The following is a 24,267-nucleotide window of genomic DNA, read 5'->3' on the forward strand; positions in this document are numbered from 1 at the left end:
CGGGATTTATTGTGATATAATAAAATTTATCATCTTTGGATTAAGTATGCCGACAGGAAAATCAAAACATAAGAGAACAGGGATACCTATTCATAAACTTCAGGAGCGTACTGCCCGGGGGATACAATTGCGCCATTTTTTGAAATTTGAAATGGAGGAAATGAGACATATGGATGCGCATCGCGATGATTATTATGTTTTTATACTTCAGGAATACGGAAGTACAGACCTGATTGTAGATTTCAAAAAAATAAATGTTGGAGGAAGTGCAGCTCTTTTTATTCTGCCTGGACAAGTCCATCATATTGCTGCATGCACACAGACCAGTGGCTGGTTTATGGCCATAGATTCGGCTTTGGTAGAAAAGAGGTACCGTAAAATCTTTCAGGAACAGGTACATTATCATCAAAGCCTGCAGCTAAATCAGTTAAAAACAGATCAGATTAAAAAATGTATTGAGCTTTTGACCGGTATGTTTGATTGTTCTGGTCAAATGACTGTACCAGAACCTGTTATTCATTCATTAACCTCTGCCTATATAGGCATGTTTGCAAATCTTTACAGCTGTGAGTCTGCTGAAGAAAACAACCGGAATTTAAGACCTGAAGTGATTACAAGAGAGTTTAGGAAACTGGTAGGGGAACAGTTTAAAGTTCATAAGAATCCAGGCTATTATGCCAGTTCACTCTCTTTGTCCCTTTCTTATCTGAATGAAGTTGTCAAAGCAGTAACAGGATCTAATCTGAGTTACTGGATTCACCAGGAAGTTGTATTAGAGGCTAAAAGATTGTTGTATTACAGCGATTTAAGTGTAAAGCAGATTGCCTTTTCACTGGGCTATGATGATCATGCCTACTTTTCCAGGCTTTTTACTAAAGTGAGCGGGATCTCCGCCGTTAAATTCAGGAACGAGTACCGCAAATAGTCCAATTTAAACCCTGTATTGTCTCTTGAACCAACTTTATTTTGCTTTTTTTTTGTAGTAAAATAAAGCTCATGAATATTATCAAAAGGAAAGTCCTGTCGGTTTTTGAAAATCAGGTATTAAAACAAGGGTGTGTATTAGAGGTGAGAGCTTGGAATCCAGCAACTTTTTTTGAAGTTGACCTGCATCTTCCAGATGTGAATATGGAAAAATGGAATAGCGTTCAGCATATCAAAATTAAGGTTTCAGCTTATACTTATCGTGATTATACCCCTGCATTGTGGGATGCAGAAACACATACCTGTACTTTATGTATTAACTCATCGCAAAATGGTCCCGGCAGTGCCTGGGTTTCCTCTTTAAAAAGGGGTGATACAATTTCTTATATCGGTATCGGTTCCACTTTTCATAAACCTGTCGCCGACAGAAGATTATTATGTCTGGGAGACACTAGCAGTATAGGACATTTCCTTGCGCTTAAACAACTGGCGCTGGGGATCGGGGACGTTTACGGGGCCATCAGCTTTAGCCTGGAGTCTCATGCACGTGAGTTCTCTGATTACTTTGATACCTATTTACAGCCTGTTCAGGAAAAGAAATGGGATTTATCCCTGGTTTCGTGGTTAGATCAGCAGGAGTTGAGTAATGAAATTGTTTACATTGCCGGTCATATTCCAACGGCTATTCAGCTTCGGAGACATTTGAAACAACGTGAAGATTTTAATGGAGATATTAAACTACAAGGTTTCTGGGGCTGATATTTAATTGAACGGATTATCAAAAACTTTGATGTAAATTTGATTACATCAGCGCAATGGGCATATGAACGATAATTACCTTGACAGCACAATTAAGCAGTTTGAATATTATAAAATGCTGGGTGAAAAAACCTTTAGTCAGCTTGATGATGATGCTCTTTTTTATCAGTTCAATGAGGAAAGTAATAGTATTGCTGCTATTGTAAAACATATATCAGGTAATATGTTGTCCCGCTGGACAGATTTTCTGACAACAGATGGTGAAAAGGCGGGACGGGACAGAGAGGCAGAATTTGACAATGACTTGAAGGACAGGGCTGAAATGATGACCAGATGGGATGAGGGTTGGGCATGTCTGTTCCAGGCTTTAGAAACGGTCAATGAGGACAATTTCGGACAAACTATTTATATCAGAAACCAGGGACATTCTATTACCGAAGCGATTAACAGACAGCTTGCCCATTATCCTTACCATATCGGCCAGATCGTCTATATCGGTAAAATGCTTAAAGCTAAAGAATGGTCTTCATTATCTATTCCTCGTGGAGATTCGGGGAAATTCAATGCGGAAAAATTCTCACAACCTCAAAAAAACGTTCATTATACGGAAGAATATCTGAAAAATAAGAAGCCCTGAGCATTGCGCTGACGGCAGAAGACAAAATAGCTCTGTTCTTGTTTTTTTTATTTTGTTATATGATTCTCCCGGAACACGACATTCTAACCTTAAATATTAATTTTCGCTAAATAGTTTTAATAGAGGCTATTAAGTGAATTTATTTCTCTAAAATTTATTAGATTGCTTTGGAAGGATGACTATTTATAGCTATTTTTAAAGTATAATGACCTCTCAAAATAAGCTTCAGGCGCTTAACTGATATTTTTTAAGGAGTTTGAAGCGGTACCATGCAAAAATACCGATGAGAGCGCAACTACTTAAAATTCCAATGCCACTTGTAAATTCTTTTAGTATAAGGAGGGATATCTTACCTTATGTCAATAATCACTGGCATTATCACCGGGAAATTGAATTGGTATATATTAAAAATGGGTCGGGTACTCAATTTATAGGTGATAGTGTCAGGCCCTTTAAAACGGGACAGGCGGTACTTATAGGTGGACATCTGCCACATTACTGGAAATTTGATGATGTTTATTTTTCAACTGCTCTGGAAACAACTGTGGACGTAATCGTGATCCATTTTAATAACGATTTTTTTGGGGAATCATTCTTAAATCTTCCCGAAAATAAGATCATCCGTAAGGTGCTTCAGGAGTCAAGAAAAGGTATTCAGATCGATAATTCCTATGGTCAGCAGATCGGTGAACTGATGGAAAATATATTTCTGAGTGTAGGTACTAAAAGACTATTGTTACTTTTGGAAATACTGACTATAATGGGGAGTGAACTTAAAAGTATAACTTTTCTATCTCCTGATTTTCAGGATAATGCGTGGGTAAGAGATAATAGCCCGATCAGTAATATTTATAATTTCATCCTCGCTAATTTCAATAAGAAGATAAGCACTGAACAACTAGCCGGGTTTGCTAATATCAGTGTTCCCTCATTTAGCAGGTATTTTAAAGCTCATATTGGGATGACGTATAAACAGTTTTTACTGGATGTACGTGTCGGACATGCCTGTAAACTATTGATTGAGGGGAATATGAATGTGAAACAAATCAGATATGAGTGCGGTTTTCAGAATGTAGTGAGTTTTCACAAGCAGTTTAAGGAAGTAACCGGGAAGAGCCCTTTAGAATATCAGAAATTCTATTTTGCGAATATTGCCTGAATAAATACCAGGAAACAGGCTTAGGCTATTTTAAAAGAGGAGCTGTCCTGGGAAAGACAGCTCCTTTATAGTCAACCAAATGATGTTCAATTATTTAGAATAGGTTTGATGGGTTAGTTTACTGGGTAAAGTGCCTTGATGGCCACAATATCACTAGAGGTAAACGGACGGTTTGTTCCATCTGAACAAGCCAGCATCCATGATCCGGGCTCACCACCTTTTGGCGTTCCAGGAATATAGATTGCTCCGACACCTCCATCACCTTCATTAGCAGCCACGAAATAATCCAGAAAGGATTGATAACCGCAGCTGTAACGTCTGTCAGCATAGTCCGTATGTCTGAAGCCAATGGCATGTCCGATTTCATGAGCAATTACCGTAGCAAGCAGGTTGTTATCATTGAAGTCTTTATTGTATACTACATTACTCAATTTGATTGGAGAAGCCGGATTTCCGTTGGTTGGGAAACCTGCCGACTGACCTAATATGGTTGCTCCGCTTGAAGTTTTCCCCAGATCTGCTCCGTTGATTAAGATATCTTCTTTTTCTGTAGAAGCAGAATCCAAAAGTTTCAGGCTGAGCTGTACACCAAGATCATTATAACGTTTAACTGCTTCGGTTGTCGCATTGGTAAATACCTTCTGTGAGGTTCCTGCATCTATTTTGACCTTGATTACCCTTGGCAGGCCAGTCACAATATTGGTAGTGCGGTATTGTTCAGTCTTTGTGCCTTTGCCTGATAAACCTGCAATAAAATTCTGCTGAAGCTGGAGGTCGGCCGGAGTCAGAAAAATATCGCCTTCAACAATATAGCCGCCCTTGGTTTTAGTGGCATCAGTAGGAGAGAATCCTGCCCTGGCAATGGCCGTCTGCTCTTCTTTTGTTAATGCCGAACTTGAATTCTGCGCAGCAGGACTTGCATTATTATTGCTTTTTTTGCAGCTCATAGCTAAACCGACTGTCATCGCAGTGAGTATAACCAGATAGATTGTTTTTGAATTTAATAAGATGTTGCTTTTCATGTTTTTTCATTAGGTTAGGTTTGGTTGACTTTAACAATAATAAATAATCATTATTGTGGAAACAGGGAAAAAAATCTTTGTGTATAAAAAATGTATTGTTTTGTAATTAAAATGTAGTTTATCCTATGGAATTTGTAGAATATAGGCGCTGATTACCTGGATTTTTTTTACTGACTTTAATCGCGCTGATAATCAGGATTGTTCTTCTTTATAAGAACAATAACTTAAATTTATATCAGCATAAATATCTAATCAATCTTCAGTTGAAAGCTTATCTGCATAGTTTTATGAAAGCTAATTACAGAACCATTTTTACAGTGGGTTTGCTGATATTGATATTTCAGATAAGTGCAAAGCAAAACTTTCTGTTATTCCATACCATTGTCGAGTTATCTTCAATTGTTATTGCATTTGCTGTTTTTATTGTCACCTGGAACACCCGTAAAATGCTGGATAACAATTATCTGTATTTTGTAGGAATAGCTTATGTTTTCATTGGTACTTTAGATCTGCTGCATACAATTACCTATCCCGGGATGAATATTATTCCTGGAACTATTTTTTACACCAATCAGTTTTGGGTAGCCACCAGGTTCTTGGAAGCTTCTGCTTTTATTATGGGATTTTGGTTTCTGAAAAGAAGAAAGACACTGAATGGGGATATTACTATCTTATCTTTTTGTTTGGTTACTACGTTGATTGTACTGTCTATATTAACCTGGAAGATATTTCCAGTCTGCTATATTGCTGGTGTAGGGCAGACTGCTTTTAAAATAGGTGCAGAATATGTAATTATAGCGATGCTTTTCTTTGCCGGGTTGCTGCTTTATAGTTCCAGGATTAGTTTTACCCCCACAGTTTTCCGGTTTTTAGCTCTTTCTTTGCTTTTCGCTGTGCTGAGTGAATTTTGTTTTACTTTATATGTCTCTATATTCAGTTTGCCAAATGAGCTTGGTCACTATGCTAAACTGATTTCGTTCTTTTTAATTTATAAAGCCAACGTGGAAACGGGTTTCACTAATCCAACGGAGTTGATTTTTAAGGACCTGAAAGATAATGAGGTAAAATACAGGACGCTTGCGGAGAACCTTCCAGAGTTGATATTCAGGTTTGACAGGGCTTTTAAATGTCTGTACGCTAATAAGGCCCTCGGAGAATTTCTTCAGCATGAACGTGAGCCTTATACCGGTAAGAAGCTGAGTCATATGGGCTTTCCGAAGTCATTTGAAGATTTGCTTATCAAATTGCTGATCGAGGTAAAACAAAGCAGGGTTATCCATGAGACCAATTTCGATTTGAAGGAAGCTAATTATGCCTATTCTTTTTCTATACAGGTTATTCCGGAATATGGCATTGATCATCATCACGGAACTTATCTGATTATTTGTCATGATATCACCGAACTTAAAATCACAGAGAAGAGGTTGCATGAATTGAATGCGACAAAGGATAAGTTTTTTTCGATTATTGCACATGATCTGAGAAATCCCTTTACTTCATTAATTTCCTTCAGTGAGATGATTTACAAAAATGTTAACAGACTGAGTGCAGAGAAGATCGAAAATTTTGCGATGAGAATGAATGATTCGGCCAGACAGGCTTTTACCCTCCTGGAGAATCTTTTACATTGGTCAAAGATGCAGACGGGGGTATTAAAGCCAGATCTCGAGCAATTGAATGCAGTAGAGCTGTTAAATGAAATTAAATACATTTCTTCTGCTATCGCTATGACCAAAGGTGTCGAAATCAATATTGAGGAGAGTTCTTCAGGCAGGATACTGGCAGATAAGCAAATGATGGATACTGTGCTGAGAAATATTCTTACCAATGCCATCAAATTCAGCTATGAGAATAGCAACATAGTGTTAAAGGCTTATGATCATCAGGAGAATGTGGTGTTTTCAGTTAAAGATTCCGGTGTAGGAATTTCAAAAGAAAATATAGAGCTGTTGTTCAGGACCGACCGGAACTTTTCAACTACAGGTACGCAGCATGAAAAAGGCACCGGCCTTGGTTTAAAACTTTGCAGGGAATTTGTAGAAATAAGCGGTGGCAGTATCTGGCTGGAAAGCGAGCCTGGTTTGGGTACAACCATTTACTTTACCATTCCATCAGTGAAAAACTAAAAAAAAAGCCTCAGATGAGGCTTTAATTAATTTCGGTTAACTGTTTGGTATATTCGAGAATGGCATTTTTGATATTCTGAACTATTTCCTGTCTTCCACTTGGTGAATTGATATATTCTTCTTCCTGCGGATTACTGATAAAACCAATTTCAGTTAGTACAGCAGGCATTCCTGCTCTTGCCAGCACAGCCAGACTTTGTTCTTTAACACCCCGGTTAACACGGCCTGCTTTAATATATTGCTGCTGGATCAGTGTAGCCAGTTTAATACTCTGACGACGATAGGCATTTTTCATCAGGGAAAGTACAATAAAACTTTCGGGGTCATTAGGGTTGTAACCATCGTAATTGTCCTTGTAATCCTTTTCTAAGAGGATTACAGCATTCTCTCTGACTGCTACGTCCTGTTCTCCTAATCTTCCGGAACCGGAAACAAAAGTTTCTACACCGGTTGTTTCAGTTCTGCCGCGCATACTGCCCGGCATTGAGTTACAATGGATAGAAATAAACAGATCGGCATGGGCCTTATTGGCCATTTCTATACGTTCGTAAAGGGGTATAAATACATCTTCAGTACGGGTGTAAATTACTTTCGTATGCGGAATTTCCTGCTCAATGGTTTGTCCGAGCAACAAGGCAACTGCCAGGGCAACATCCTTTTCTTTGGAAAACAAACCTCTGGTAGATCCATCTTTACCACCGTGTCCGGCATCAATAACGATAACCATTGGTTTGGCTGCCGAAGCTGGCACAAGCTGCTGAGTAGGCTGTTGAATAGGCTGAACCGGCTGCGGAGTTGGATTTACTACCGGTACAGTCTGCGCAAAAGAAAGGTAAGAACTAAATAAAAAAAGAGCTGTAGAAATGGTTCTGAAGGCTATTTTGTGTTTAACGTTTTCAGGCATTATTTTTTGGTGGTTTGTTTAATATTGCTTGTCTCCCCTGAAGGGTTAATTTACAAATTTACAAAGATAACGCCGGAATTTTAAACTTAGTTCGAATTCTTATAAAGAGAATTAGTTGGATACCCTGCCTTGTTCTTCAGTTGTACCTGTTTTTCTGTCTCTTGCAGTCTTAATTTTCATATTTCCAAATTTATAGCTGAAGCTTAACGAAAACCTGCGGCTTTCCCATTCATTCTGCCAATAGGTATTTACATTGTTATATTTTAACAGCGTGCGATATTTTGCGGTGTCAAAGATATCTCTCAGTTTGAAGGCTATAGTAGCTTTTTTATGCATGAAGATCTTCTTTGCGCCAAAGTCAATCTGCGAATAGGAGAGAGTTCTGCCCAGGCCTGATACAGATGGAGAACCGTAAGCTGCAGCAAGTGTTAACTGGTAATCTTTTGGCAAAGTAAAGGTGTTTTCAGTACTGGCCGACCAGCTGACCTTACTGCTGTTGTATTGTGTGCCCTGTACGGGCGATTTAACGGCGTCATAAGCCATGGAAACCTCATTGTTGGTGTTCCACCATTTAAAGAGATTAAAAGGGCTGCCTGTCGCGATATAGATATTCGTTGAGCTGCCCAGATTTTGTTCGATGCTGATGCTTTCTTTGGTCTGATCGTTCTGATAAATTACAGGGTTGATCACATCAGTGGTTCTGGAATAGTTCAGGCTTAATACCCTGAAGTTTTTATAAGAATAGGTAAGCTCTATGTTGTTTGATAGTTCAGGTAACAGCAAGGGGTTGCCCTGTATGGCAGTATAGGGATCGCTGTAAAGTGTAAAAGGATTGAGATTACTATAATTGGGGCGGTTGATTCTCCGGGCGTATTTTGCATTTAGTGTATTGCTGGTGTCTACTTTCCAGGTAGCAAAAAAAGTAGGGAACAACTGCCAGTATTTGCGGTTGATTAATGTATTTGTGGAAGATGAGGTGCCATTACCAAGGGTTTGCTCAGCTCTTAAGCCTCCCTTTAGTTCCAGGCTCTTAAAAGATTTGGTAGCAGTTATATATGTTGCATTAATATGTTCATTATATAAAAATGTATTTGTGCGGTTTATTGCATTTATCCATCCGGTTGTTTTAAGAGAATCAAAGCGGACATCATTTTGTGTGCTAACCCAGCTTGTTTTTAATCCGGCTTCAGCTTTAAAAGTTTTGGAAAAAGGATGGACGTAATCAAGTTTAAAAGAGTAGATTGAAACTGCTCCCGATCCACTGTTTCTTAATTGCACAGGATCACCAATAACTGAATTGTCAGCCCGATAATAGGTATTGATATAATGCTCATTCCTGGAATTGTTATAGCTAACATAATCTGCGTCTACACCCAGAACTCTGCCAGAGGTGTCAATTTGAAAACGATAATTTAAGTTGTAAGCATAGTTACCGGAAGTGTTCTTCTGAGGGTTCTTTGAATTTACTTTTTCAGTTATATTATGCTGGGCATCATAACTGACAGAGTTACTGTAGCCATCAGTTGTATAGGGGTTCTCAGCTCCATTTACGATTATGCCAAATGTATGTCTGTCATTTAGAAAATAGTCTGCACCTACAGTGTAACCAACCGATTTAGTGATTGGTCTCCAAAGATTTACCAGGTCCATCTGTGTATTATCTATTGTTCTATTTAAAACCAGCCTGTTATAAGAGTTACTATATCCTGTATTCACGCGCATGTAGGTGCTTAATTTCCCGGTATTGTAATTCAGGTTGATTCCTCCGTTTGCTTTGGGGTATTTGCCATAACCGGCACCCAGGTTCAGGTTGCCGTTCATTCCTTTCATTTTATTTCTTTTCAGTTTGATGTTGATAATACCAGCCGATCCGGCAGCATCAAACGATGAAGGAGGGCTTGACATGAGCTCAATTTTACTGATCACATCGGCAGGTAATGATTTCAGATAAGCGGTGAGGTCAGTGCCTGTCATATAACTCATTTTTCCATCGATCATTACATTTACACCTGTTCTGCCTTTCATGACAATATTCTCATCTTTGTCCAGATGTATACCGGGTGCCTTTTTTAGTACTTCGAGTGCATCATCTCCGGTGGTATTCATTTGTTCCACATCGACTACTGTACGGTCAGATTTTTCGGCAATAACGGCCTGTTTATAAGAAATTGATACTTCTTTCAAGGTATTTATCTGTTGCTCCAGCATAATTTCAGGAACTGAGACTGCTGTTTTTTCTACTTTAAATAATTGACTGCTTACCCGGTGATAATTGATAGCTGCAACTTTGATTAAATACTGTCCTGGGCGGATATTCTCAAACTGATAACGTCCTTTTTCATCCGTTATTTGTATTCCGGATTTTACTGAATCAGGAAGATGGAGTAATAATACAGTCGCGGCTTCAACCGGTTTGTTCCCTTTTTCTATTACTGTTCCTTTAATTTTTGCTGTTTGAGCATATGTTATAGAAATAAAAGATAAGGTGATCAGGAGGCAGGTGGCATGTTTGTAGAAAAGGTTCATCGTAATGGTGTTTATGATTGTTTCCTCAAAACTGGAGAATGGGATTAAAACCATAAATAATATGATACGAACCCGTCAGAATATTATCCCTACGCCGATATTCCGGTTTATATTTCAAAAATGGGTGTTGGGATTATATTTTCAGGGTTTGGGATAAGAATATATAAAGGCTTCCGGTCTTTTGTTAGTTTTATACCATGAAGAATCAAAAGAATGTTTTAATTCACTTGTCTTGCTGGGTATTGATGGTGGTTTATATTTATATAGGCCAATTGTTAAAGGGATTAAAGACGGATATTCTGTATTTCAACTATTCAGTTTTTGTAGTACATCTGATAGAATTCTATATCTGTTATCTCTGGGTCTTTCCGCGGTTTTTAAAAAAGGGTAAAGGTCTGTATCTGGTTATCGGTCTTTGTATTGCTATGGGGGCTTTTATTGCTCTCAGATATATGATTGAACAGGTTCTTTTTTCTTATTTCCTGGGATTTCAAAATTATGGCCCTGATACAACCATGACATTTTATATCATAGATAATCTATATTACGGCAGCTCTTATATCTTCCTGGCTGCGGCTGTCTGGAGTGTGCAGAATGCATTTAAGTCTGATAAGCTGAATAAACAATTAAAAGATGAGGCCATAAAAGCTGAGCTTTCTTTTTTGAAGTCACAGATTAATCCTCATTTTCTATATAATACACTCAACTATATTTATTCCTTAGCTATCCCTGTTTCAGATCAGCTGGCTTCGGCTGTATTGCGTTTATCTGATCTGATGAGGTACACTTTAGCGGAAAGCACTGACGGAAAAGTTAGCCTGGCTAAGGAGATAGACTATTTACAAAGTTATATAGAGTTGTTCCGGATGCGGTTTGAACCAAATTTCTATGTGGAATTTGAACTGACAGGGGTAACTGAACAACAAAAGATAGCTTCGCTGTTATTAATTCCTTTTATAGAAAATGCTTTTAAACATGGGGTATTGAATGAACCGGAACATCCGGTTCGTATCCAGTTGCAGCTTCAGGACAAACAATTGTTTTTTAGTGTAAGCAATACCATCAACAATCACCAGAAAGATAGGTCCAGCGGGATTGGACTGGTTAATATTCACCGAAGGCTGGATCTGATTTATCCTGATAAACACGAACTGAATATTGTCAGAAAAGGGGATGTTTATCAGACTACCCTGGTTATCAAATTATAGTGAATTGTATTTTTGATAGCACTAACTTTACTAAATCATTCCCAATTATAAATTTAAAAGAATACCTGATGATCCGTTGTATTGCTGTTGACGACGAAGCTTATGCTTCAGAAATCCTTGCTGGTTTTATAAAAAAAATTCCTTTCCTTGAATTAGTAGGTACAACGACTAATGCTTTTGAAGCGCTGGCCTGGGTACAGCAAGGTAAAGTTGATCTTGTATTTCTCGATATTCAGATGCCTGAACTGACGGGGATACAGTTTATGAAGATCTGCGGTGCGCAGTGTAAAATCATCCTGACGACTGCTTATCCGGAGTATGCTTTAGATGGATTTGAACATGATGTGATAGATTATCTGTTGAAACCCATAGCTTTTGAGCGATTTTATAAAGCAGCACTTAAGGCAGATGTGATCCTGAATCCAGGGCCGGTTTTACAGCAAACTGAACAATTGAAGACTGAAGTTATACCAGCACCCAGTACAGATTATATGTTTATCAAAGGGGATAGTAAGAATAAGTTTTCAAAGGTCAACTATGAAGATATCCTCTATGTAGAAGGATTGAAAAACTATATTTCTATCTATACAGCGAATCAGCGTATCATCACTTATCAATCTTTAAGAGACCTGGAAGCACAATTGCCTGTACCTCCATTTTACAGGGTACACAAATCCTATATTGTGGCTATTGATAAAATCAGAATTGTAGATGGGAATACTATTTATATCGAGGATCAGACTATTCCAATAGGGGAGACTTATAAGGAAGAATTTTTTAAACTTATCAAAGAAGGCAGGTAGTTTTTTTACCCACAATATGTGATTGTTTGTTTTTTATAAACTTGTTAGTCAGTTAATTTGTTTTATTTATATAAAGTTAGACTTCTTGGTTGTGTATTGGAATCTCAGGAAGATTAAAACTCCCGGTCTAACAATTACTCTGATAAAAAAGTATTATACTTGAACCGAATAAATATTAAACCTATGAAAAAAGGACTCCTGCTCTTCCTGTTGACATTTAATTTAACGATGGTTCCTGTTTTGATGAAAGCGCAGACTGTGCTGAATGATGCAGTAGTTAAAGTTGAAGGAGGAGCGAATACTCCCCTCATAATTACTCATGATGTATTAAAGACTTTCCCGAGAGCAGTAGTAAACCGAAAAGATAAAGACGGAAATAACCACCTCTATACCGGGGCTGCATTAAGTGATATTCTGGCGAAAGCTGGTACTACTTTGGGAAAGGAACTGAAGGGGGCAAATTTAACCAAATGCCTGTTAGTTGAGGCGATCGATGGTTATCAGGTGACTTTTGCTTTTGCAGAGCTGGATAAGGCCTTTACAGACAGAATTATCATCCTGGCCGATGAAATGGACGGAAAGCCATTACCGGTCGCTGACGGACCTTATAGGGTAGTTGTCGAGGGAGAGAAGAAACCTGCCAGATGTATTAAGCAGGTTACCGGGATGTCGATTAAAAGTATCGTCAAATAAACCCTCCTATGCTGGAAGAGAATAAGATCAATCAATATCTGCAATTTTTCGGGTTACAGCCAGAAGAACTGCTGTCTATATTTAATCTGGCTACAGAGAAAGTCCTTGCCCAGGATGAGGTTTATATTAAAGAGGGAGGAACCAGCCGTAAGCTGGCGTATATTAAGAAGGGGCTGATCCGTTCTTTTCATTTAAAGGAAAATGGAGATGAAGTAACTGTATTACTTCGCTGGGAAGATCAGTTCCTGGCTTCATACGACGCTATATTCTTTAGTCAGCCATCGCGGTTCACTTATCATGCGATGGAGCCAACTGTCATTCTGGAGGCTGATTATGCCAGTCTGATGGAGTTATTAAATGCGAATCCTAAATTCAGTAGTGCCAAGGACTTTTTCATGAACAGCATGCTTGCCGAGATGATGGAACGGGTAGAATCTTTCGTTTTACTGAACCCTGAAGAGCGTTATCTCAGACTGATTAAGGAAAAATCAGATATTGTGCAGCGCTGTCCGGATAAATATATAGCTACTTTATTAGGGATTACACCTGTCTCGCTGAGCAGGATACGAAAAAGACTTTCTTCGAGAGCTGGTCATTAATTAACCTTTGTTAATTCAGCCTGGTAATGGTATGACCTATTTTTGTAATGCTAAAACGTAAGCATTATGGAACAATTCATCGAAATATCACTCAAATTATTCGCTATCTCCGCATTCAGATATTTTATCATTGCCGGTATTCCTTTTTTTGTGTTTTACAAATTGCTGAGTTCAAAATTCAGTAAGTCCAAGATCCAGTCTAAGCAGGCTTCAAAAAAAGACTTTAGAAGGGAGATTCTTCATTCCATGCAAAGCACTGCGATTATGTCTGTGATCGCCTTTCTGGTTTTATTTACACCAGTTAAAAATTACACATTGGTTTATACTGATCTCGCTGCTTATGGAATCTGGTATATTCCACTGAGTATTATTTTAAGCCTGATCATTCACGATACTTATTTCTACTGGATGCACCGGTTATTACATCATCCTAAACTTTTTAAACATACGCATCTGGTTCATCACAAATCGGTCAATCCCTCTCCATGGACATCTTATTCCTTTCATTTCCTCGAGGCAATAGCTGAAGGGTTAGTGTTGCTGTTTATAGTATTGTTCTTGCCTATGAGTGCTTTAAGTATTGGTATGTTTGTTCTTGTCGGTTTTATGATCAATGTTTACGGACACCTGGGATATGAAATTATGCCGGAATGGTTCAGGAGATCCTGGTTGTTTGAAATCAGTAATACCTCTATTCATCACAATCTGCACCATAGCAAGTTTAAAGGAAATTATGGCTTGTACTTCAGGTTCTGGGACAGGTTGATGGGCACTGAACATCCCGATTACGTCAAAGAATATGACAGGGTACAGGCTCAGCGGTTTGGTTAAATGGTTCGCTGTTATGGAAATTTAATGATGCAGGCATCATAAGCTAAAACAAGATTATGGCCGAATTAAACACCTCCTCCAGAAACAGAAAACAGACCCCGAAAGTTGATCTGACCGCAATGGTTGACCTGGCTTTTTTACTGATTACATTTTTTATGCTGACTACATCGCTCAATAAACCTATTGCGATGGATATTGCCAAGCCGGATATAACTGATGCAAATGCCAGTATGCCGGTCCCGGCGTCCCGAACGATGACCATTTTATTAGGTAAAAATAATAAAGTAGCCTGGTATATGGGAGAAGCCGGAAAAACCCAGCCAAATATAGAAGGTTTCAGAGAGATCAGGCATTCTATTTTAAGCAATAAGGAAAAGGTGGCCGGAGTTAATGGCAATAACGCTAAAAAGTCACTGATGGTTATTATTAAACCTACTTCAGGGGCAACTTATAAGAATTTTGTAGATATTATGGATGAACTGGCGCTTACCAGGATTAGCACGGCCCCAGCTATTGATGATGCGCATATCACAGAAGCAGAAAAAGATTTCATGAGGCAGCACCAGCTTTTATAATTGCTATTTTGAACTAGTTCAACTTTTTACTCCTGTGGGTATGATAAATTTGTGTTCAGACATTAAATATAAAATCATGGAAACAGATCTTAAAGGAAAGCATATTACTGAACTAAGAAACACAGCGACTATTAAAGGAACTTATGAGGGAAAGAATTCTGAAGAAAACGGGCAAAACCTTGCTGTTGCTTTAGCACCCGAAGCGACCTGGACTGAGGCTGCGGGTTTTCCTTATGCAGGAACTTATCGCGGATTTGATGAAATTTTCAAAAATGTGTTTTATCGTCTGGGTACAGAATGGGAGGGGTACAAAATTGTGATTGATGGTTATCTGGCAGACGGAGATAAGGTTGTAGCCTTTGGGACCTATAGTGGTACTTATAAATTGACTGGAAAATACTTTCAGGCCAGAGTGGCACATATCTATGTCTTCAACACTGAGGGTAAGATCCTGAGTTTTGAGCAGTTTGTAGATAGTAAAACCGTGACTGAAGTGATGTGATCAAATTCATAAAAAATCCCTGCCGGGTTTAGCTGGCAGGGATAAACTATATTCCGATGGCAAAGGAACTATTCGTTTTTTGATAAAACTATTTTACCTTCCCCTGAACTACCGGGCCTGTCATGTCCGGTATAAGCGTAGTCATGTCCATTGGTTTTAAAATTGAGAGCGTTAATTTAGGTTTGAGAGCTTATTTCTTTTGAGTTGTTTAAGCGTTCTGTAAATATATAGAACAATTAGCTGTGTTTTTACACTGCAAGGCTTTGGTTGAGCTATAAGAGGAGAAAACTGCTGTTTTGAACATTGGTCAATTTGCCTGTTCAGATTTGGATAAACTGAACAAAAAGAATGTTACCGCTTTGTATATATGAAGAAGGCAATAATCAATCGGAAAGATTTGAAATTTGAACGGCTCTTCTTTTTTATTCTGACCCGTGTTCTTCGTAGAAAAGAACAAGATGAACAAGGGAAAATCTGTTGAAAAATGAAAATTGTCTCTATCGGAGACGATAGAGACACGTTTTAGTCTTAGCTTAAGCGTAAAATGCCATTTGAAATCCTGTAGAAGAATTCAGTTATTCAGAATTATTGTTCAGCACATAGCATCTCTTTGACAGGAACAGTTTTGTTTTTTCTGTATTTAGATAAATTGATCAGGAGTACGCTTCCCAGAATGACAACCAGTCCGGCAATCTGAATCAAACTGACCGTTTCTTTTGTAAAAGTTAAGCTTAATAAGATGGCTACAACTGGGTTTACGTAAGCATAAGTACTCACTTGTGTTGCTGGACGGACTTTTAGAAGCCATACATAAGCACTAAAAGCTGCAATTGAACCGAAAAGTATAAGATATAAAATGGATAACCAGGCATCCAATGGGATGTTGTTCCAGTTTAAGTGCTTAAACTCTGAACTCAATATACTGCCGGGAATAAAAGCAATGCCAGCCCCAAGCATTTGCCATGCTGTGTTAACTGATACCGAGCTTTCCGGGTCAGATTTGTATTTTGAGAATAATGAGCCACCGGCCCACGCTATAGGCCCCAGGATCAATAAGATCATGCCGACAATCTGATTCGTACTCTGTGGAGTATTTAAAGCCTGTAATACTTGTTCGGAAAATAAGAGGATTACCCCAATAAAGCCAATAATAAGTCCGGCGACTGTGGATTTACTGTTCAGATTTTCTTTCCATTTAGGTTTGTCGAGAATAACAAACCAGATCGCTGCTGATGCTACCATAATGGCAACCAGTCCGCTTGGAATAAATTGTTCTACCCATATTACTATTCCATTTCCAATACCAAGCATCAGAATGCCACCTATTACTGCATATTTTATATTTTTCAGATTGAATATTTCCTCGCCTTTAAAGCGGCACCATGTCATCAGCAATGTCCCCGCGACAATAAAACGAAAGGTACCCAGGATAAAGGGAGGGAAGCCCGCTAGTGCTTTCTGGATAAAGAAATAAGTAGAACCCCATACAATATAGACTGTTGCAAAGGCCAGATAAACCAGCAATGGGGAGGCAGTTTTTTTAGTCATGATTTCATTTTTTAGGAATTACCAGTTGTTGTTGTTCTTTGACAGTTTCAAGGACTATAGTAGTGCGGATCGATAATATGTTTGGTATTTTACTAAATGAATTGCGCATTAAAGCCATTAGTGATGCAGAATCACTTGTTCTGACCTTCACCAGGTAACAGTCGTCACCGGCTATAATGTGTACCTCCTGTACTTCCTCGATTTTAGAAAGTTCGTGGGCAGTAGTTGTACAGCCAATGCTATGAGATGCTTTCAACGAAATGAAGGCCAGTAATTTCAGGTCTACAGCTGCAGGATTAATCCTGGTTGTATATTGCACAATTACATTTTTCTGCTCCAGTTTTTTGACGCGCTCTAAAACAGCTGAAGGTGCCATTTCCAGCTCCTTTGCCATATGGATGTTGGAAATCCGGGAATTTTCCTGCATTAATCTTAAAATAGCCAGATCAACATGGTCTAAATTAATATTGTTTTCGATTGTCATTCTGTAAATTTAATATAAATATGAATTATATTCAGTATTAATATTAAAAAAATGAATTATGTTCTGAATTACTTATCTGGATGTATATTGTTCCTTATTTCTTTCATTCCTCTGCCATAGTGTTTCTTCATCATTTTATTCAAATGACTGCTATCTGTAAAACCCAGTTCCCAGGCAATTTCCTTCATTTGGGTATGGGTATATATTGCCCGGGATTCTGCAATCTTTAATTTGGATTTTAATACATATTCCTGGAAACCTTCTGCAGCATTTCTCTTGAAATATTCGCTGAAATAAGTTTCAGAGATATTGAATTTGTCTGAAAGATAGGCGGTGGTTATTTTAGTCTGATCCAGGATATTAAAACTGATGAAACTTAAAAGATCTGCGAATTTATTATCAGTAAATTTTCTGCCCTCCAGTATTTTTTTCTGAATATTACGGGAAATAATCCCCAGGATAGAAACCAGGGTACTTTGTATAACAAATGCAGAACAGATGTCTTTCATTTGGTATTCACACAGAACCACCTCGACAAGTCTTTTAATCTGTTGTTTGTCCTGATAGTCCTGTACCAGTTCACCAGGATGGTGATGGTGGTTACCCAGGATAAAATTCAGTCTGCTGAACCAGGAACTATAGTCAATCATATCTCGTGATGACGGAGTAAAATAATTTCCGGTAAACCGGATAAATAAGAACCGGGTACTTTTTGTAATCACATACTTATAACATTTTGTTGCCGGAAGAATATGTACATCGTTTTCTTTAAACTCATAAGGGATATAGTTTACACTTTGTATTCCGTTTCCTTTTATTACATAAACCAGTTCAAAAAAATTATTTATCCTGCTTCTTTCCTGCCATTCATTGTATTCTGCTATTTCCAGGGAGAATGCTTCGTGTGAAAAATCCATAATACAATATTAAACATCCAGGAGTATAAAAATAAGCTATCCAATAATATTACTGTTTATTCAGACTTATATACTGATTCCTTTGGTCATACTTCTTCAGTTTTGTACCGTATTAACAAGATCAAAAAAATATGAATTACGTTGAAATATCAAAAGAGGCAGTAGGTCATCTTTATCAATCTCACAGAAGCCTGAGAAAGTCAGTGCTTGATATAAAACTGATCATGCTCGCTGAGTTAAGAGTTTCACAGCTTAATGGCTGTGCATACTGTTGTGGCTTTCATGCGGCCGAACTCCGGGAATCTGGCATTAGTCAGGCTTTGCTGGATGTGCTTCCGGGATGGAAGCTCTCTGCTGCTTTTGATGCGAAGCAAAGATTGGTTTTACAATGGGCGGAGTCAGTAACCTTACTGCAAAATGATATTCCTGATCATCTGGAGCAGCTTAAAGTGCTTTTTTCATCAGAAGAACTGGTCGATCTGACCACTAGTATTTCATTAATGAGTGCCTTGAACCGTTTACGTATTACCCTCGCAGATAAAGAAACTATATGAAAGCTGTACACTTAAAGAATTTTGGTATTTCGAATTTCAGCATTGAAGAAATAGCTGTTCCAAGTCCTTCAGCTCATGAAGTTCTGGTAAGGATAAAAGCTGTCTCTTTAAACTATCTGGATTTTATACTGGCTGACGGATCCTTTACTAAGGAGCTTTCTTTCCCTTATATTCCGGGATCAGATGGAAGTGGTATTGTAGAAGCAGTAGGTTCTGAGGTAACCAGGTGGAAAGCGGGGGATCGTGTGGTCATGCAATATGTTCAGAAATGGATTAAGGGAAAGATAGATAAAGAAAGTAATTCTGTCCGGGTGGGCTGGCAGACACAAGGTGTAATGAGTGAGTATGTATGTGTCCCTGATTACGGTTTAGTGCGGGCTCCTGAAAATTTAAGCTATGAAGAAGTTGCCACTCTGCCAATCGCTGCGGTAACTGCCTGGCATGCTTTAATCAATCAGGCAGAACTTCGGATTGGACAGACTGTATTAACGCAGGGGACGGGGGGTGTCTCTTTGTTTGCATTGCAGATAGCAAAAGCAGCAGGTGCTAAAGTGATCGCTACAACAAGTTCGGACGAAAAAGCAGGGAGATTATTGGCGATGGGCGCAGATGAAGTTATTAATTACTCAAAGGTACCTGACTGGGCAGACAAGGTGAGGTTGTTGACCGGTGGAGAGGGGGTAGATATCACTTTGGATGTAGCCGGTACACAAAGTATAGGGAATTCGTTACTTTCAGTTAAAGAAAATGGTTTTGTCGGTACTGCCGGATTTATATCTGGTTCAGCTTTGCCGCTGGATATTCATAAACACAAAATTAATCTGTCTTTTGTAAGGATTCAGGGGCTGGCAGTGGGTAGTGCTGAAAGTTTTATGGCACTCAACAAAGCCATTGAAATCAATAATATACACCCTGTTGTTGACCAGGTTTTTCCACTGAAAGAAGTTGCTGAAGCTTATAGGTATCTTGGCACTGGCAAACATTTTGGTAAGATTGTGATTTCGGTTTAATGGGCCTGGCTTAATATTACATTTGTATTAAGCTAATTAATTCGTATGTTAGTATATATCATTTTAATGCTAACATATAATTACAGAAGAATAAGTGTCAGTTCAAAACGCCTTAAAATTAATACGAAAGTACAGAGACAGAAAAGATGAGGATCTGAAGGCTTCCGTAACTCTCAGAAATCTTGTTGACCTATCTGGACAAGAAGATCTTCCATGTTCTTTAGAGGATCTTAAAAAAGCTTTTCAAATTGACTGGGATATACGCTGGCTTAAACATACCGGATAGTGATTGTCTTTTTAATAATGGTAGGGTATGTTAAATATTAATATATTAAAATGTACTTATACGAATGAACAGATACTTGTAATTCTGTTAACTCGTTTGCACTTTGGCACTCAGCCAATTGAAGATGTGCGTCATTTCCTCGATACAGAGGTTCTCGATTGGAACGGATTTTATAAACTCATTTTGATAAATGATATCAGGGGTTTTATTTACGACATAATCAATGTTTCACAGTTAACGCTTGATGAGCGAATTCATGATACTTTGAAAAAGGATGCCATGGCGATTACTTTGTTCGGAACTTACCAGGAGGGGATAATACGTGATTTAATGTTGGAATTTGAAAAGCTGGACATTACGGTAATTCCACATAAAGGGAATACATTGGCTACGAGATATTATAAAAAACCTCTTTTAAGGGAAAGTTCGGATATAGACTTTTTAGTAAGTAAGGATGATGTACTCCGGTTAAGAAAATGTCTTCATGAAAATGGTTACGAGTCAAGATATGATATATCAGAACATCAAATGGACTTCGTCAAGCGCTTTCATAGAGAACTTTGCTTTAAATCGCCAAAAAGTAAGTTAGGTATATCTTGTTCCGTAGAGACACAATGGAAGCTACTTGAAAGTTACTTTGATGAATTTCCTCAATATGAGTTTTTTGTTCAGCATTTGCAATCGTATACTGCTATTGATGGTTCTTCAAGGGTTTGTTTAACGCCAACGTATGATTTTTTATGTATAGCCTCCCACCATTTAATTAGGGAACCACTGGTCAGATTTAAATATTTAATTGATTTGGCATGCCTTGTTCAAACTTCAGAGAACCAGCTGGATTGGGAGGAAGTAAAATCGTACTTCAAGTTATATAACTTCTCTTCTTTTCTCTGGTCAGGTATGAATGCTTTGGAGGAAATTACCGGACTACAGCTTCCTGTGGCGGATATCCCATCTGTGTCGTACGATTTGTTTACAGCTACGGAGGACCGGACCGGGCGTAGTCTTTTTTTTAGGAAAATGAAGCTTATAACTGTAAAACAGAATCTCCTGGCAAAAATGAAACTTAGCTTGAAAATGCGTCTTTCTATATTGGTACCTAATTTAAAGGATTTGTCCATGACAACTGCACCTGCATGGACAATCCCGTTAATCATACCAATGAAATCTCTCAGATTTCTGTATACATATCTTACTAAGAAAAATTAAGCCTGTTATATTTATTCAGTGCATCTAATATCGTGATGGTAGCGAAGTTCTTTTTTTCGTCTTTTACTACCATTACATTTTCCCCCTTTTCATGGTCAGTGTCATCAGACATAGGCTGCCTCAATTCTGCTGAGGTATTCCAGTATCCAGACTCTTGCTGAGAATTAAGGAGGCGGTCTGATATTGTTTTTGCAATTTTGCCATACTTTCCTTTGTGAGGAGAACAGAGGATTATTTTTAATAAAAGTGCAATTTTAAAATCCTTTGGAACCAGGTTCTCCAATTCTTTTCTGGCTTGATCATGCGCCCAGTTTACAGACGCATCAATTACTTCTCTGTATTTATCTGCGTCTTTATTAAATAAAGCCTCAACAGTGAGCGCTGTGGCATATTCAGGGCCAACCCACCAGTAACTATACCAATATCCTGCAGGGTTCTGATGATCCAGTAAATAATCAATGGCAGACTTTTTACCAGCTAGGGCGTAGGCAGCTGTAACACAGTAATGTGGTATCTGCCAGCCATTAAAAACATGAGCTGCCGTGTTTTTTCCTATTGGGCCATTTAATGAATAAGTAGTTATGCCACCATCTGCTGCATAGTGCATACTCATTACATCAAAGCCAGGCTCAGGAAATTCATCAGCAAAATCAGCAGTAGTTGCAAAAAGCCATGTCCATACAGTGCTGTCGGCATCTGCCGGTGTCATACCATTATAACCCCAGCCCTCATTTTTTCTATATCTGGGTTTCAAGATTTCCCAGGCCTTATGCAATGCTTCGGTAGCTTTGGGGGATTCCAAACGAGCCAGATGAGCGGCTACATATGCAGTTACCCATTCGTCACTGTTCCCTTTGGACAAATTAAAGTCCTTCCACCATCCTGATTGTTGCTGATTTGCCAACATGTAATCAATTCCCTTACTGATAACCTTTTTGATATCAGGAGTTGCAGACTCTTGTTGTTTTGTGCTATCATGGGTAAGATCTATTGGACGTTTATGAACTTTCCACGAACTTTCATATCCAAGATAGGCTTTTAGCTCTATGTCTTTATCAGGACAATAGGACAATTTCAAATGAGAGATCCATTTCTTTATAAAAGTAAACTCGTTTTCAGGCTTCAGTAAAGAAGCTGTCCACAAATGTTCGGGCCATTCATCAATTTGTCCCGGAAAGATATCTTTGTCCCAGGTTAATATAGCTTCTATTTTGTCCTGTTGGTAGTGATTATGCGTATTAAGCTTCTCTATAAAAAAGCGCCAGTACGTTTCTGTAAGTGGTTGTTCATTCCAAAAGCATTCAAAACCAATTTTGGGGTAGACATCTTTGCCAATGTCAATGCATAAAGTTACCTTATCAGCATAACTGTAAACAAAAGATATCCAGTGATCCAGTTCAGGTCCTGTCCAGGCGTATCCTAGCTTTTGTAAAAAAGGAACTACGGCACTAGCAGGTAATCTTTTAATGTTCACGCGGAGGGCATCAATATCTCTTGAAAAGAGAATTCCCAGATAGGCAATGAACCCTGGCTCAGGACATGCAGTGATGATAGTCTCGAAGAGAGGAAAAAAGCTCCGGTTCTCTCCCAGCATTTCCTTTAAAATAGTAAAGGAAAAATCCTTCTGCTGGGCGCTTGTAAGACCAGGTTGCAGCTCGAAAAACAATAACGGTGCTTTAATATCGGATGAAAGCACATCCAGTTCAAGAAAAACTTCAGCTATACTATGATGATAAACTGATGTTTTATCAGCCCATTTCTTTAAAAAACTAACAATCTTTTCGTGTTCGTGATTAGCAGTAAACTTATCATGAAACCAGTCAGACAGTGCACGTAAATCGTCTTCGTCTCTTCTTATACAGAATTGAAGATCAACTTGTTCCTGGTCATTGAGCCGGCATTCTAATCCAAATCTGAGAAGAGGTGGGAAAAATTCAGCTGCTTTTTCTAAGAGTTCGAATTGTGCTGGTGTTACCAGACTTTGTGGTAGTGAATCACGGAAATTTCCCAGGGCTTTTAAGAGGGAGTATTCATCGGATACTTGTTTCATTCAAGGTAATATTTATAGTTTCAAGTATCGAATTATAAACTTCATGGATACGTGTGATATCATCTGGGGAGTGAATGGCATAGGATGGCACAGTTTTCAGAAAGGTCATCACCGATTGGAAGTAAATCTTCAGGTATTCCTTGGAATTAAGCCCGGGAAGTAATATTTCATCCATCAGGACAGAAAGTGCTTCTGATTTTTTTTGCGTAGTGATCAATTCTGCCGGTTCTGCTACCCGCTGATTGATGAAGAAGATAGCAGCAACCTCTCTGGGAAGGTCATCTGTCTTGTTATCTCCCTGGGTAAAATAATATTTTTGGGTAATAGTTTCACCGAGCACACCTTTGTTCCAGCCCGAAGGCAATTCGAAGACCCGTTTAATGTTTGTTTCCGGAATAGCCAGAGCCGATACAATATCGGGGTTAATCTTCAGTGATGTTTCTCCCTGGGAAGCTAAAAAACAATTATCTTCATGATGCAGCACAGCATAATCATCACACCATACACCATGTCCTTTAAGGTGAAAATAAGTAGCTAAAGTGGATTTTCCGGCCCCTTTCTGGCCAACAAATAAAATTACTTTGTCATCAATGCACATGGCTGATGCATGCAGACAAAAATGTCCTTGCTCATGCAGGCAGAACTTGGTAATGTTACCCCGGAGCAATGATTGGACGGTTTGTTCGGAAGCAATGCTGGTTGAGTAGTATAAAACCTTTTCTCCTCCTGGTAAAATGATAAAGCTCGCGACCGGAACTTTATCATCGTGATATTCAAAAAGGAAGCACCCCATATTTTCAGGGGTGACATCCGTGTAAACATTTTCACCAAAAGTGGTTGAATCAGGGGAGAGCTTAAGTGCATTAAATACAAATTTCTCTTTCAGGTCAGTAAACTCGGTAAAACTTAAACTGCTGAATTCTATAGAAAAATGCACAAGT

The 24,267-nt window shown here is 38.5% G+C and carries 23 protein-coding genes; 15 read left to right on the top strand and 8 right to left on the bottom strand.

What is annotated here, in order from left to right; genetic code table 11:
* Nucleotides 1-46 precede the first annotated feature (46 nt).
* The 4 genes from HDF25_RS06975 to HDF25_RS06990 all read left to right on the top strand — a co-directional run bounded on the left by HDF25_RS06975 (nt 47) and on the right by HDF25_RS06990 (nt 3,479).
* Complete coding sequence (locus HDF25_RS06975; protein ID WP_184624012.1) at nt 47-925, top strand: helix-turn-helix domain-containing protein; 879 nt, start codon at nt 47-49, stop codon at nt 923-925.
* 71 nt (nt 926-996) lie between these two features.
* Nucleotides 997-1,683 carry a hypothetical protein gene (locus HDF25_RS06980; RefSeq protein ID WP_184624013.1) on the top strand — a complete coding sequence of 229 codons (687 nt, stop codon included), beginning with the start codon at nt 997-999 and terminating at the stop codon, nt 1,681-1,683.
* Between the two features lie 64 nt (nt 1,684-1,747).
* Entirely contained in the window at nt 1,748-2,320 is a 573-nt protein-coding gene (locus HDF25_RS06985) for a DUF1572 domain-containing protein (RefSeq protein ID WP_184624014.1), read from the top strand.
* Between the two features lie 283 nt (nt 2,321-2,603).
* The gene (locus HDF25_RS06990) at nt 2,604-3,479 is read left to right on the top strand and encodes an AraC family transcriptional regulator (RefSeq protein WP_184624015.1); all 876 of its coding nucleotides are present in this window, start codon (nt 2,604-2,606) and stop codon (nt 3,477-3,479) included.
* Nucleotides 3,480-3,592: 113 nt separating this feature from the next.
* On the opposite strand, the gene HDF25_RS06995 is transcribed toward HDF25_RS06990, so the two are convergent.
* Nucleotides 3,593-4,501 (bottom strand): M57 family metalloprotease, encoded by a 909-nt coding sequence (locus HDF25_RS06995; protein ID WP_184624016.1) that lies wholly within the window; start codon nt 4,499-4,501, stop codon nt 3,593-3,595.
* A gap of 287 nt (nt 4,502-4,788) precedes the next feature.
* Between HDF25_RS06995 and HDF25_RS07000 the strand changes: the two genes are divergently transcribed.
* Entirely contained in the window at nt 4,789-6,627 is a 1,839-nt protein-coding gene (locus HDF25_RS07000) for an MASE3 domain-containing protein (protein ID WP_184624017.1), read from the top strand.
* Nucleotides 6,628-6,649: 22 nt separating this feature from the next.
* On the opposite strand, the gene HDF25_RS07005 is transcribed toward HDF25_RS07000, so the two are convergent.
* Both HDF25_RS07005 and HDF25_RS07010 read right to left on the bottom strand, forming a co-directional pair.
* The gene (locus tag HDF25_RS07005; RefSeq protein ID WP_260409333.1) at nt 6,650-7,531 is read right to left on the bottom strand and encodes an N-acetylmuramoyl-L-alanine amidase; all 882 of its coding nucleotides are present in this window, start codon (nt 7,529-7,531) and stop codon (nt 6,650-6,652) included.
* 111 nt (nt 7,532-7,642) lie between these two features.
* Nucleotides 7,643-10,057: an outer membrane beta-barrel family protein gene (locus tag HDF25_RS07010; RefSeq protein WP_184624018.1), complete on the bottom strand. Its 2,415-nt coding sequence runs from the start codon at nt 10,055-10,057 to the stop codon at nt 7,643-7,645.
* A 197-nt stretch (nt 10,058-10,254) separates the two neighbouring features.
* Here HDF25_RS07010 and HDF25_RS07015 point away from each other — a divergent pair, with 197 nt between their 5' ends.
* The 7 genes from HDF25_RS07015 to HDF25_RS07045 all read left to right on the top strand — a co-directional run bounded on the left by HDF25_RS07015 (nt 10,255) and on the right by HDF25_RS07045 (nt 15,268).
* Nucleotides 10,255-11,265 carry a sensor histidine kinase gene (locus tag HDF25_RS07015; protein ID WP_184624019.1) on the top strand — a complete coding sequence of 337 codons (1,011 nt, stop codon included), beginning with the start codon at nt 10,255-10,257 and terminating at the stop codon, nt 11,263-11,265.
* A gap of 68 nt (nt 11,266-11,333) precedes the next feature.
* Nucleotides 11,334-12,068, top strand: coding sequence for a LytR/AlgR family response regulator transcription factor (locus HDF25_RS07020; RefSeq protein WP_184624020.1), 735 nt, complete (start codon nt 11,334-11,336; stop codon nt 12,066-12,068).
* Nucleotides 12,069-12,251: 183 nt separating this feature from the next.
* Nucleotides 12,252-12,761, top strand: a complete 510-nt coding sequence (locus HDF25_RS07025; RefSeq protein WP_184624021.1) for a molybdopterin-dependent oxidoreductase — start codon at nt 12,252-12,254, stop codon at nt 12,759-12,761.
* A gap of 8 nt (nt 12,762-12,769) precedes the next feature.
* On the top strand, nt 12,770-13,360 hold the full coding sequence (locus HDF25_RS07030) for a Crp/Fnr family transcriptional regulator (RefSeq protein ID WP_184624022.1): 591 nt from the start codon (nt 12,770-12,772) through the stop codon (nt 13,358-13,360).
* 66 nt (nt 13,361-13,426) lie between these two features.
* Complete coding sequence (locus tag HDF25_RS07035; RefSeq protein ID WP_184624023.1) at nt 13,427-14,191, top strand: sterol desaturase family protein; 765 nt, start codon at nt 13,427-13,429, stop codon at nt 14,189-14,191.
* Between the two features lie 56 nt (nt 14,192-14,247).
* Nucleotides 14,248-14,766, top strand: a complete 519-nt coding sequence (locus HDF25_RS07040) for an ExbD/TolR family protein (protein WP_184624024.1) — start codon at nt 14,248-14,250, stop codon at nt 14,764-14,766.
* Between the two features lie 76 nt (nt 14,767-14,842).
* Nucleotides 14,843-15,268: a nuclear transport factor 2 family protein gene (locus tag HDF25_RS07045; RefSeq protein WP_184624025.1), complete on the top strand. Its 426-nt coding sequence runs from the start codon at nt 14,843-14,845 to the stop codon at nt 15,266-15,268.
* 585 nt (nt 15,269-15,853) lie between these two features.
* On the opposite strand, the gene HDF25_RS07050 is transcribed toward HDF25_RS07045, so the two are convergent.
* From HDF25_RS07050 to HDF25_RS07060, 3 genes are all read right to left on the bottom strand, one after another.
* Nucleotides 15,854-16,816: an EamA family transporter gene (locus tag HDF25_RS07050; protein WP_184624026.1), complete on the bottom strand. Its 963-nt coding sequence runs from the start codon at nt 16,814-16,816 to the stop codon at nt 15,854-15,856.
* A 4-nt stretch (nt 16,817-16,820) separates the two neighbouring features.
* Nucleotides 16,821-17,300 carry an Lrp/AsnC family transcriptional regulator gene (locus HDF25_RS07055; RefSeq protein ID WP_184624027.1) on the bottom strand — a complete coding sequence of 160 codons (480 nt, stop codon included), beginning with the start codon at nt 17,298-17,300 and terminating at the stop codon, nt 16,821-16,823.
* Between the two features lie 68 nt (nt 17,301-17,368).
* Nucleotides 17,369-18,217: an AraC family transcriptional regulator gene (locus HDF25_RS07060; protein ID WP_184624028.1), complete on the bottom strand. Its 849-nt coding sequence runs from the start codon at nt 18,215-18,217 to the stop codon at nt 17,369-17,371.
* A gap of 131 nt (nt 18,218-18,348) precedes the next feature.
* On the opposite strand from HDF25_RS07060, the gene HDF25_RS07065 reads away from it, so the two are divergent.
* From HDF25_RS07065 to HDF25_RS07075, 3 genes are all read left to right on the top strand, one after another.
* Nucleotides 18,349-18,771, top strand: coding sequence for a carboxymuconolactone decarboxylase family protein (locus HDF25_RS07065; RefSeq protein ID WP_184624029.1), 423 nt, complete (start codon nt 18,349-18,351; stop codon nt 18,769-18,771).
* Nucleotides 18,768-19,781, top strand: coding sequence for a zinc-dependent alcohol dehydrogenase family protein (locus HDF25_RS07070; RefSeq protein ID WP_184624030.1), 1,014 nt, complete (start codon nt 18,768-18,770; stop codon nt 19,779-19,781). The genes HDF25_RS07065 and HDF25_RS07070 overlap by 4 nt, the downstream gene beginning before the upstream one ends.
* Nucleotides 19,782-20,163: 382 nt before the next feature.
* Nucleotides 20,164-21,276 (top strand): nucleotidyltransferase family protein, encoded by a 1,113-nt coding sequence (locus HDF25_RS07075; RefSeq protein ID WP_184624031.1) that lies wholly within the window; start codon nt 20,164-20,166, stop codon nt 21,274-21,276.
* Here HDF25_RS07075 and HDF25_RS07080 read toward each other — a convergent pair.
* Together HDF25_RS07080 and HDF25_RS07085 are read right to left on the bottom strand one after the other, a co-directional pair.
* Complete coding sequence (locus HDF25_RS07080) at nt 21,263-23,326, bottom strand: hypothetical protein (protein WP_184624032.1); 2,064 nt, start codon at nt 23,324-23,326, stop codon at nt 21,263-21,265. The two genes, HDF25_RS07075 and HDF25_RS07080, sit on opposite strands and share 14 nt — an antisense overlap.
* Nucleotides 23,307-24,263 (bottom strand): hypothetical protein, encoded by a 957-nt coding sequence (locus HDF25_RS07085; protein WP_184624033.1) that lies wholly within the window; start codon nt 24,261-24,263, stop codon nt 23,307-23,309. Before HDF25_RS07085 ends, HDF25_RS07080 begins: the two co-directional genes overlap by 20 nt.
* Between the last annotated feature and the right edge of the window lie 4 nt (nt 24,264-24,267).

The sequence above is a fragment of the Pedobacter cryoconitis genome, from assembly GCF_014207135.1.
Lineage (GTDB): Bacteria > Bacteroidota > Bacteroidia > Sphingobacteriales > Sphingobacteriaceae > Pedobacter > Pedobacter cryoconitis_D.

Excerpts from the sequence above, each read along its gene's own strand:
- HDF25_RS06975 (WP_184624012.1), top strand. The coding sequence starts at position 47 with ATGCCGACAGGAAAATCAAAACATAAGAGAACAGGGATACCTATTCAT.
- HDF25_RS06980 (WP_184624013.1), top strand. The coding sequence starts at position 997 with ATGAATATTATCAAAAGGAAAGTCCTGTCGGTTTTTGAAAATCAGGTA.
- HDF25_RS06985 (WP_184624014.1), top strand. The coding sequence starts at position 1,748 with ATGAACGATAATTACCTTGACAGCACAATTAAGCAGTTTGAATATTAT.
- HDF25_RS06990 (WP_184624015.1), top strand. The coding sequence starts at position 2,604 with ATGAGAGCGCAACTACTTAAAATTCCAATGCCACTTGTAAATTCTTTT.
- HDF25_RS06995 (WP_184624016.1), bottom strand. The coding sequence starts at position 4,501 with ATGAAAAGCAACATCTTATTAAATTCAAAAACAATCTATCTGGTTATA.
- HDF25_RS07000 (WP_184624017.1), top strand. The coding sequence starts at position 4,789 with ATGAAAGCTAATTACAGAACCATTTTTACAGTGGGTTTGCTGATATTG.
- HDF25_RS07005 (WP_260409333.1), bottom strand. The coding sequence starts at position 7,531 with ATGCCTGAAAACGTTAAACACAAAATAGCCTTCAGAACCATTTCTACA.
- HDF25_RS07010 (WP_184624018.1), bottom strand. The coding sequence starts at position 10,057 with ATGAACCTTTTCTACAAACATGCCACCTGCCTCCTGATCACCTTATCT.
- HDF25_RS07015 (WP_184624019.1), top strand. The coding sequence starts at position 10,255 with ATGAAGAATCAAAAGAATGTTTTAATTCACTTGTCTTGCTGGGTATTG.
- HDF25_RS07020 (WP_184624020.1), top strand. The coding sequence starts at position 11,334 with ATGATCCGTTGTATTGCTGTTGACGACGAAGCTTATGCTTCAGAAATC.
- HDF25_RS07025 (WP_184624021.1), top strand. The coding sequence starts at position 12,252 with ATGAAAAAAGGACTCCTGCTCTTCCTGTTGACATTTAATTTAACGATG.
- HDF25_RS07030 (WP_184624022.1), top strand. The coding sequence starts at position 12,770 with ATGCTGGAAGAGAATAAGATCAATCAATATCTGCAATTTTTCGGGTTA.
- HDF25_RS07035 (WP_184624023.1), top strand. The coding sequence starts at position 13,427 with ATGGAACAATTCATCGAAATATCACTCAAATTATTCGCTATCTCCGCA.
- HDF25_RS07040 (WP_184624024.1), top strand. The coding sequence starts at position 14,248 with ATGGCCGAATTAAACACCTCCTCCAGAAACAGAAAACAGACCCCGAAA.
- HDF25_RS07045 (WP_184624025.1), top strand. The coding sequence starts at position 14,843 with ATGGAAACAGATCTTAAAGGAAAGCATATTACTGAACTAAGAAACACA.
- HDF25_RS07050 (WP_184624026.1), bottom strand. The coding sequence starts at position 16,816 with ATGACTAAAAAAACTGCCTCCCCATTGCTGGTTTATCTGGCCTTTGCA.
- HDF25_RS07055 (WP_184624027.1), bottom strand. The coding sequence starts at position 17,300 with ATGACAATCGAAAACAATATTAATTTAGACCATGTTGATCTGGCTATT.
- HDF25_RS07060 (WP_184624028.1), bottom strand. The coding sequence starts at position 18,217 with ATGGATTTTTCACACGAAGCATTCTCCCTGGAAATAGCAGAATACAAT.
- HDF25_RS07065 (WP_184624029.1), top strand. The coding sequence starts at position 18,349 with ATGAATTACGTTGAAATATCAAAAGAGGCAGTAGGTCATCTTTATCAA.
- HDF25_RS07070 (WP_184624030.1), top strand. The coding sequence starts at position 18,768 with ATGAAAGCTGTACACTTAAAGAATTTTGGTATTTCGAATTTCAGCATT.
- HDF25_RS07080 (WP_184624032.1), bottom strand. The coding sequence starts at position 23,326 with ATGAAACAAGTATCCGATGAATACTCCCTCTTAAAAGCCCTGGGAAAT.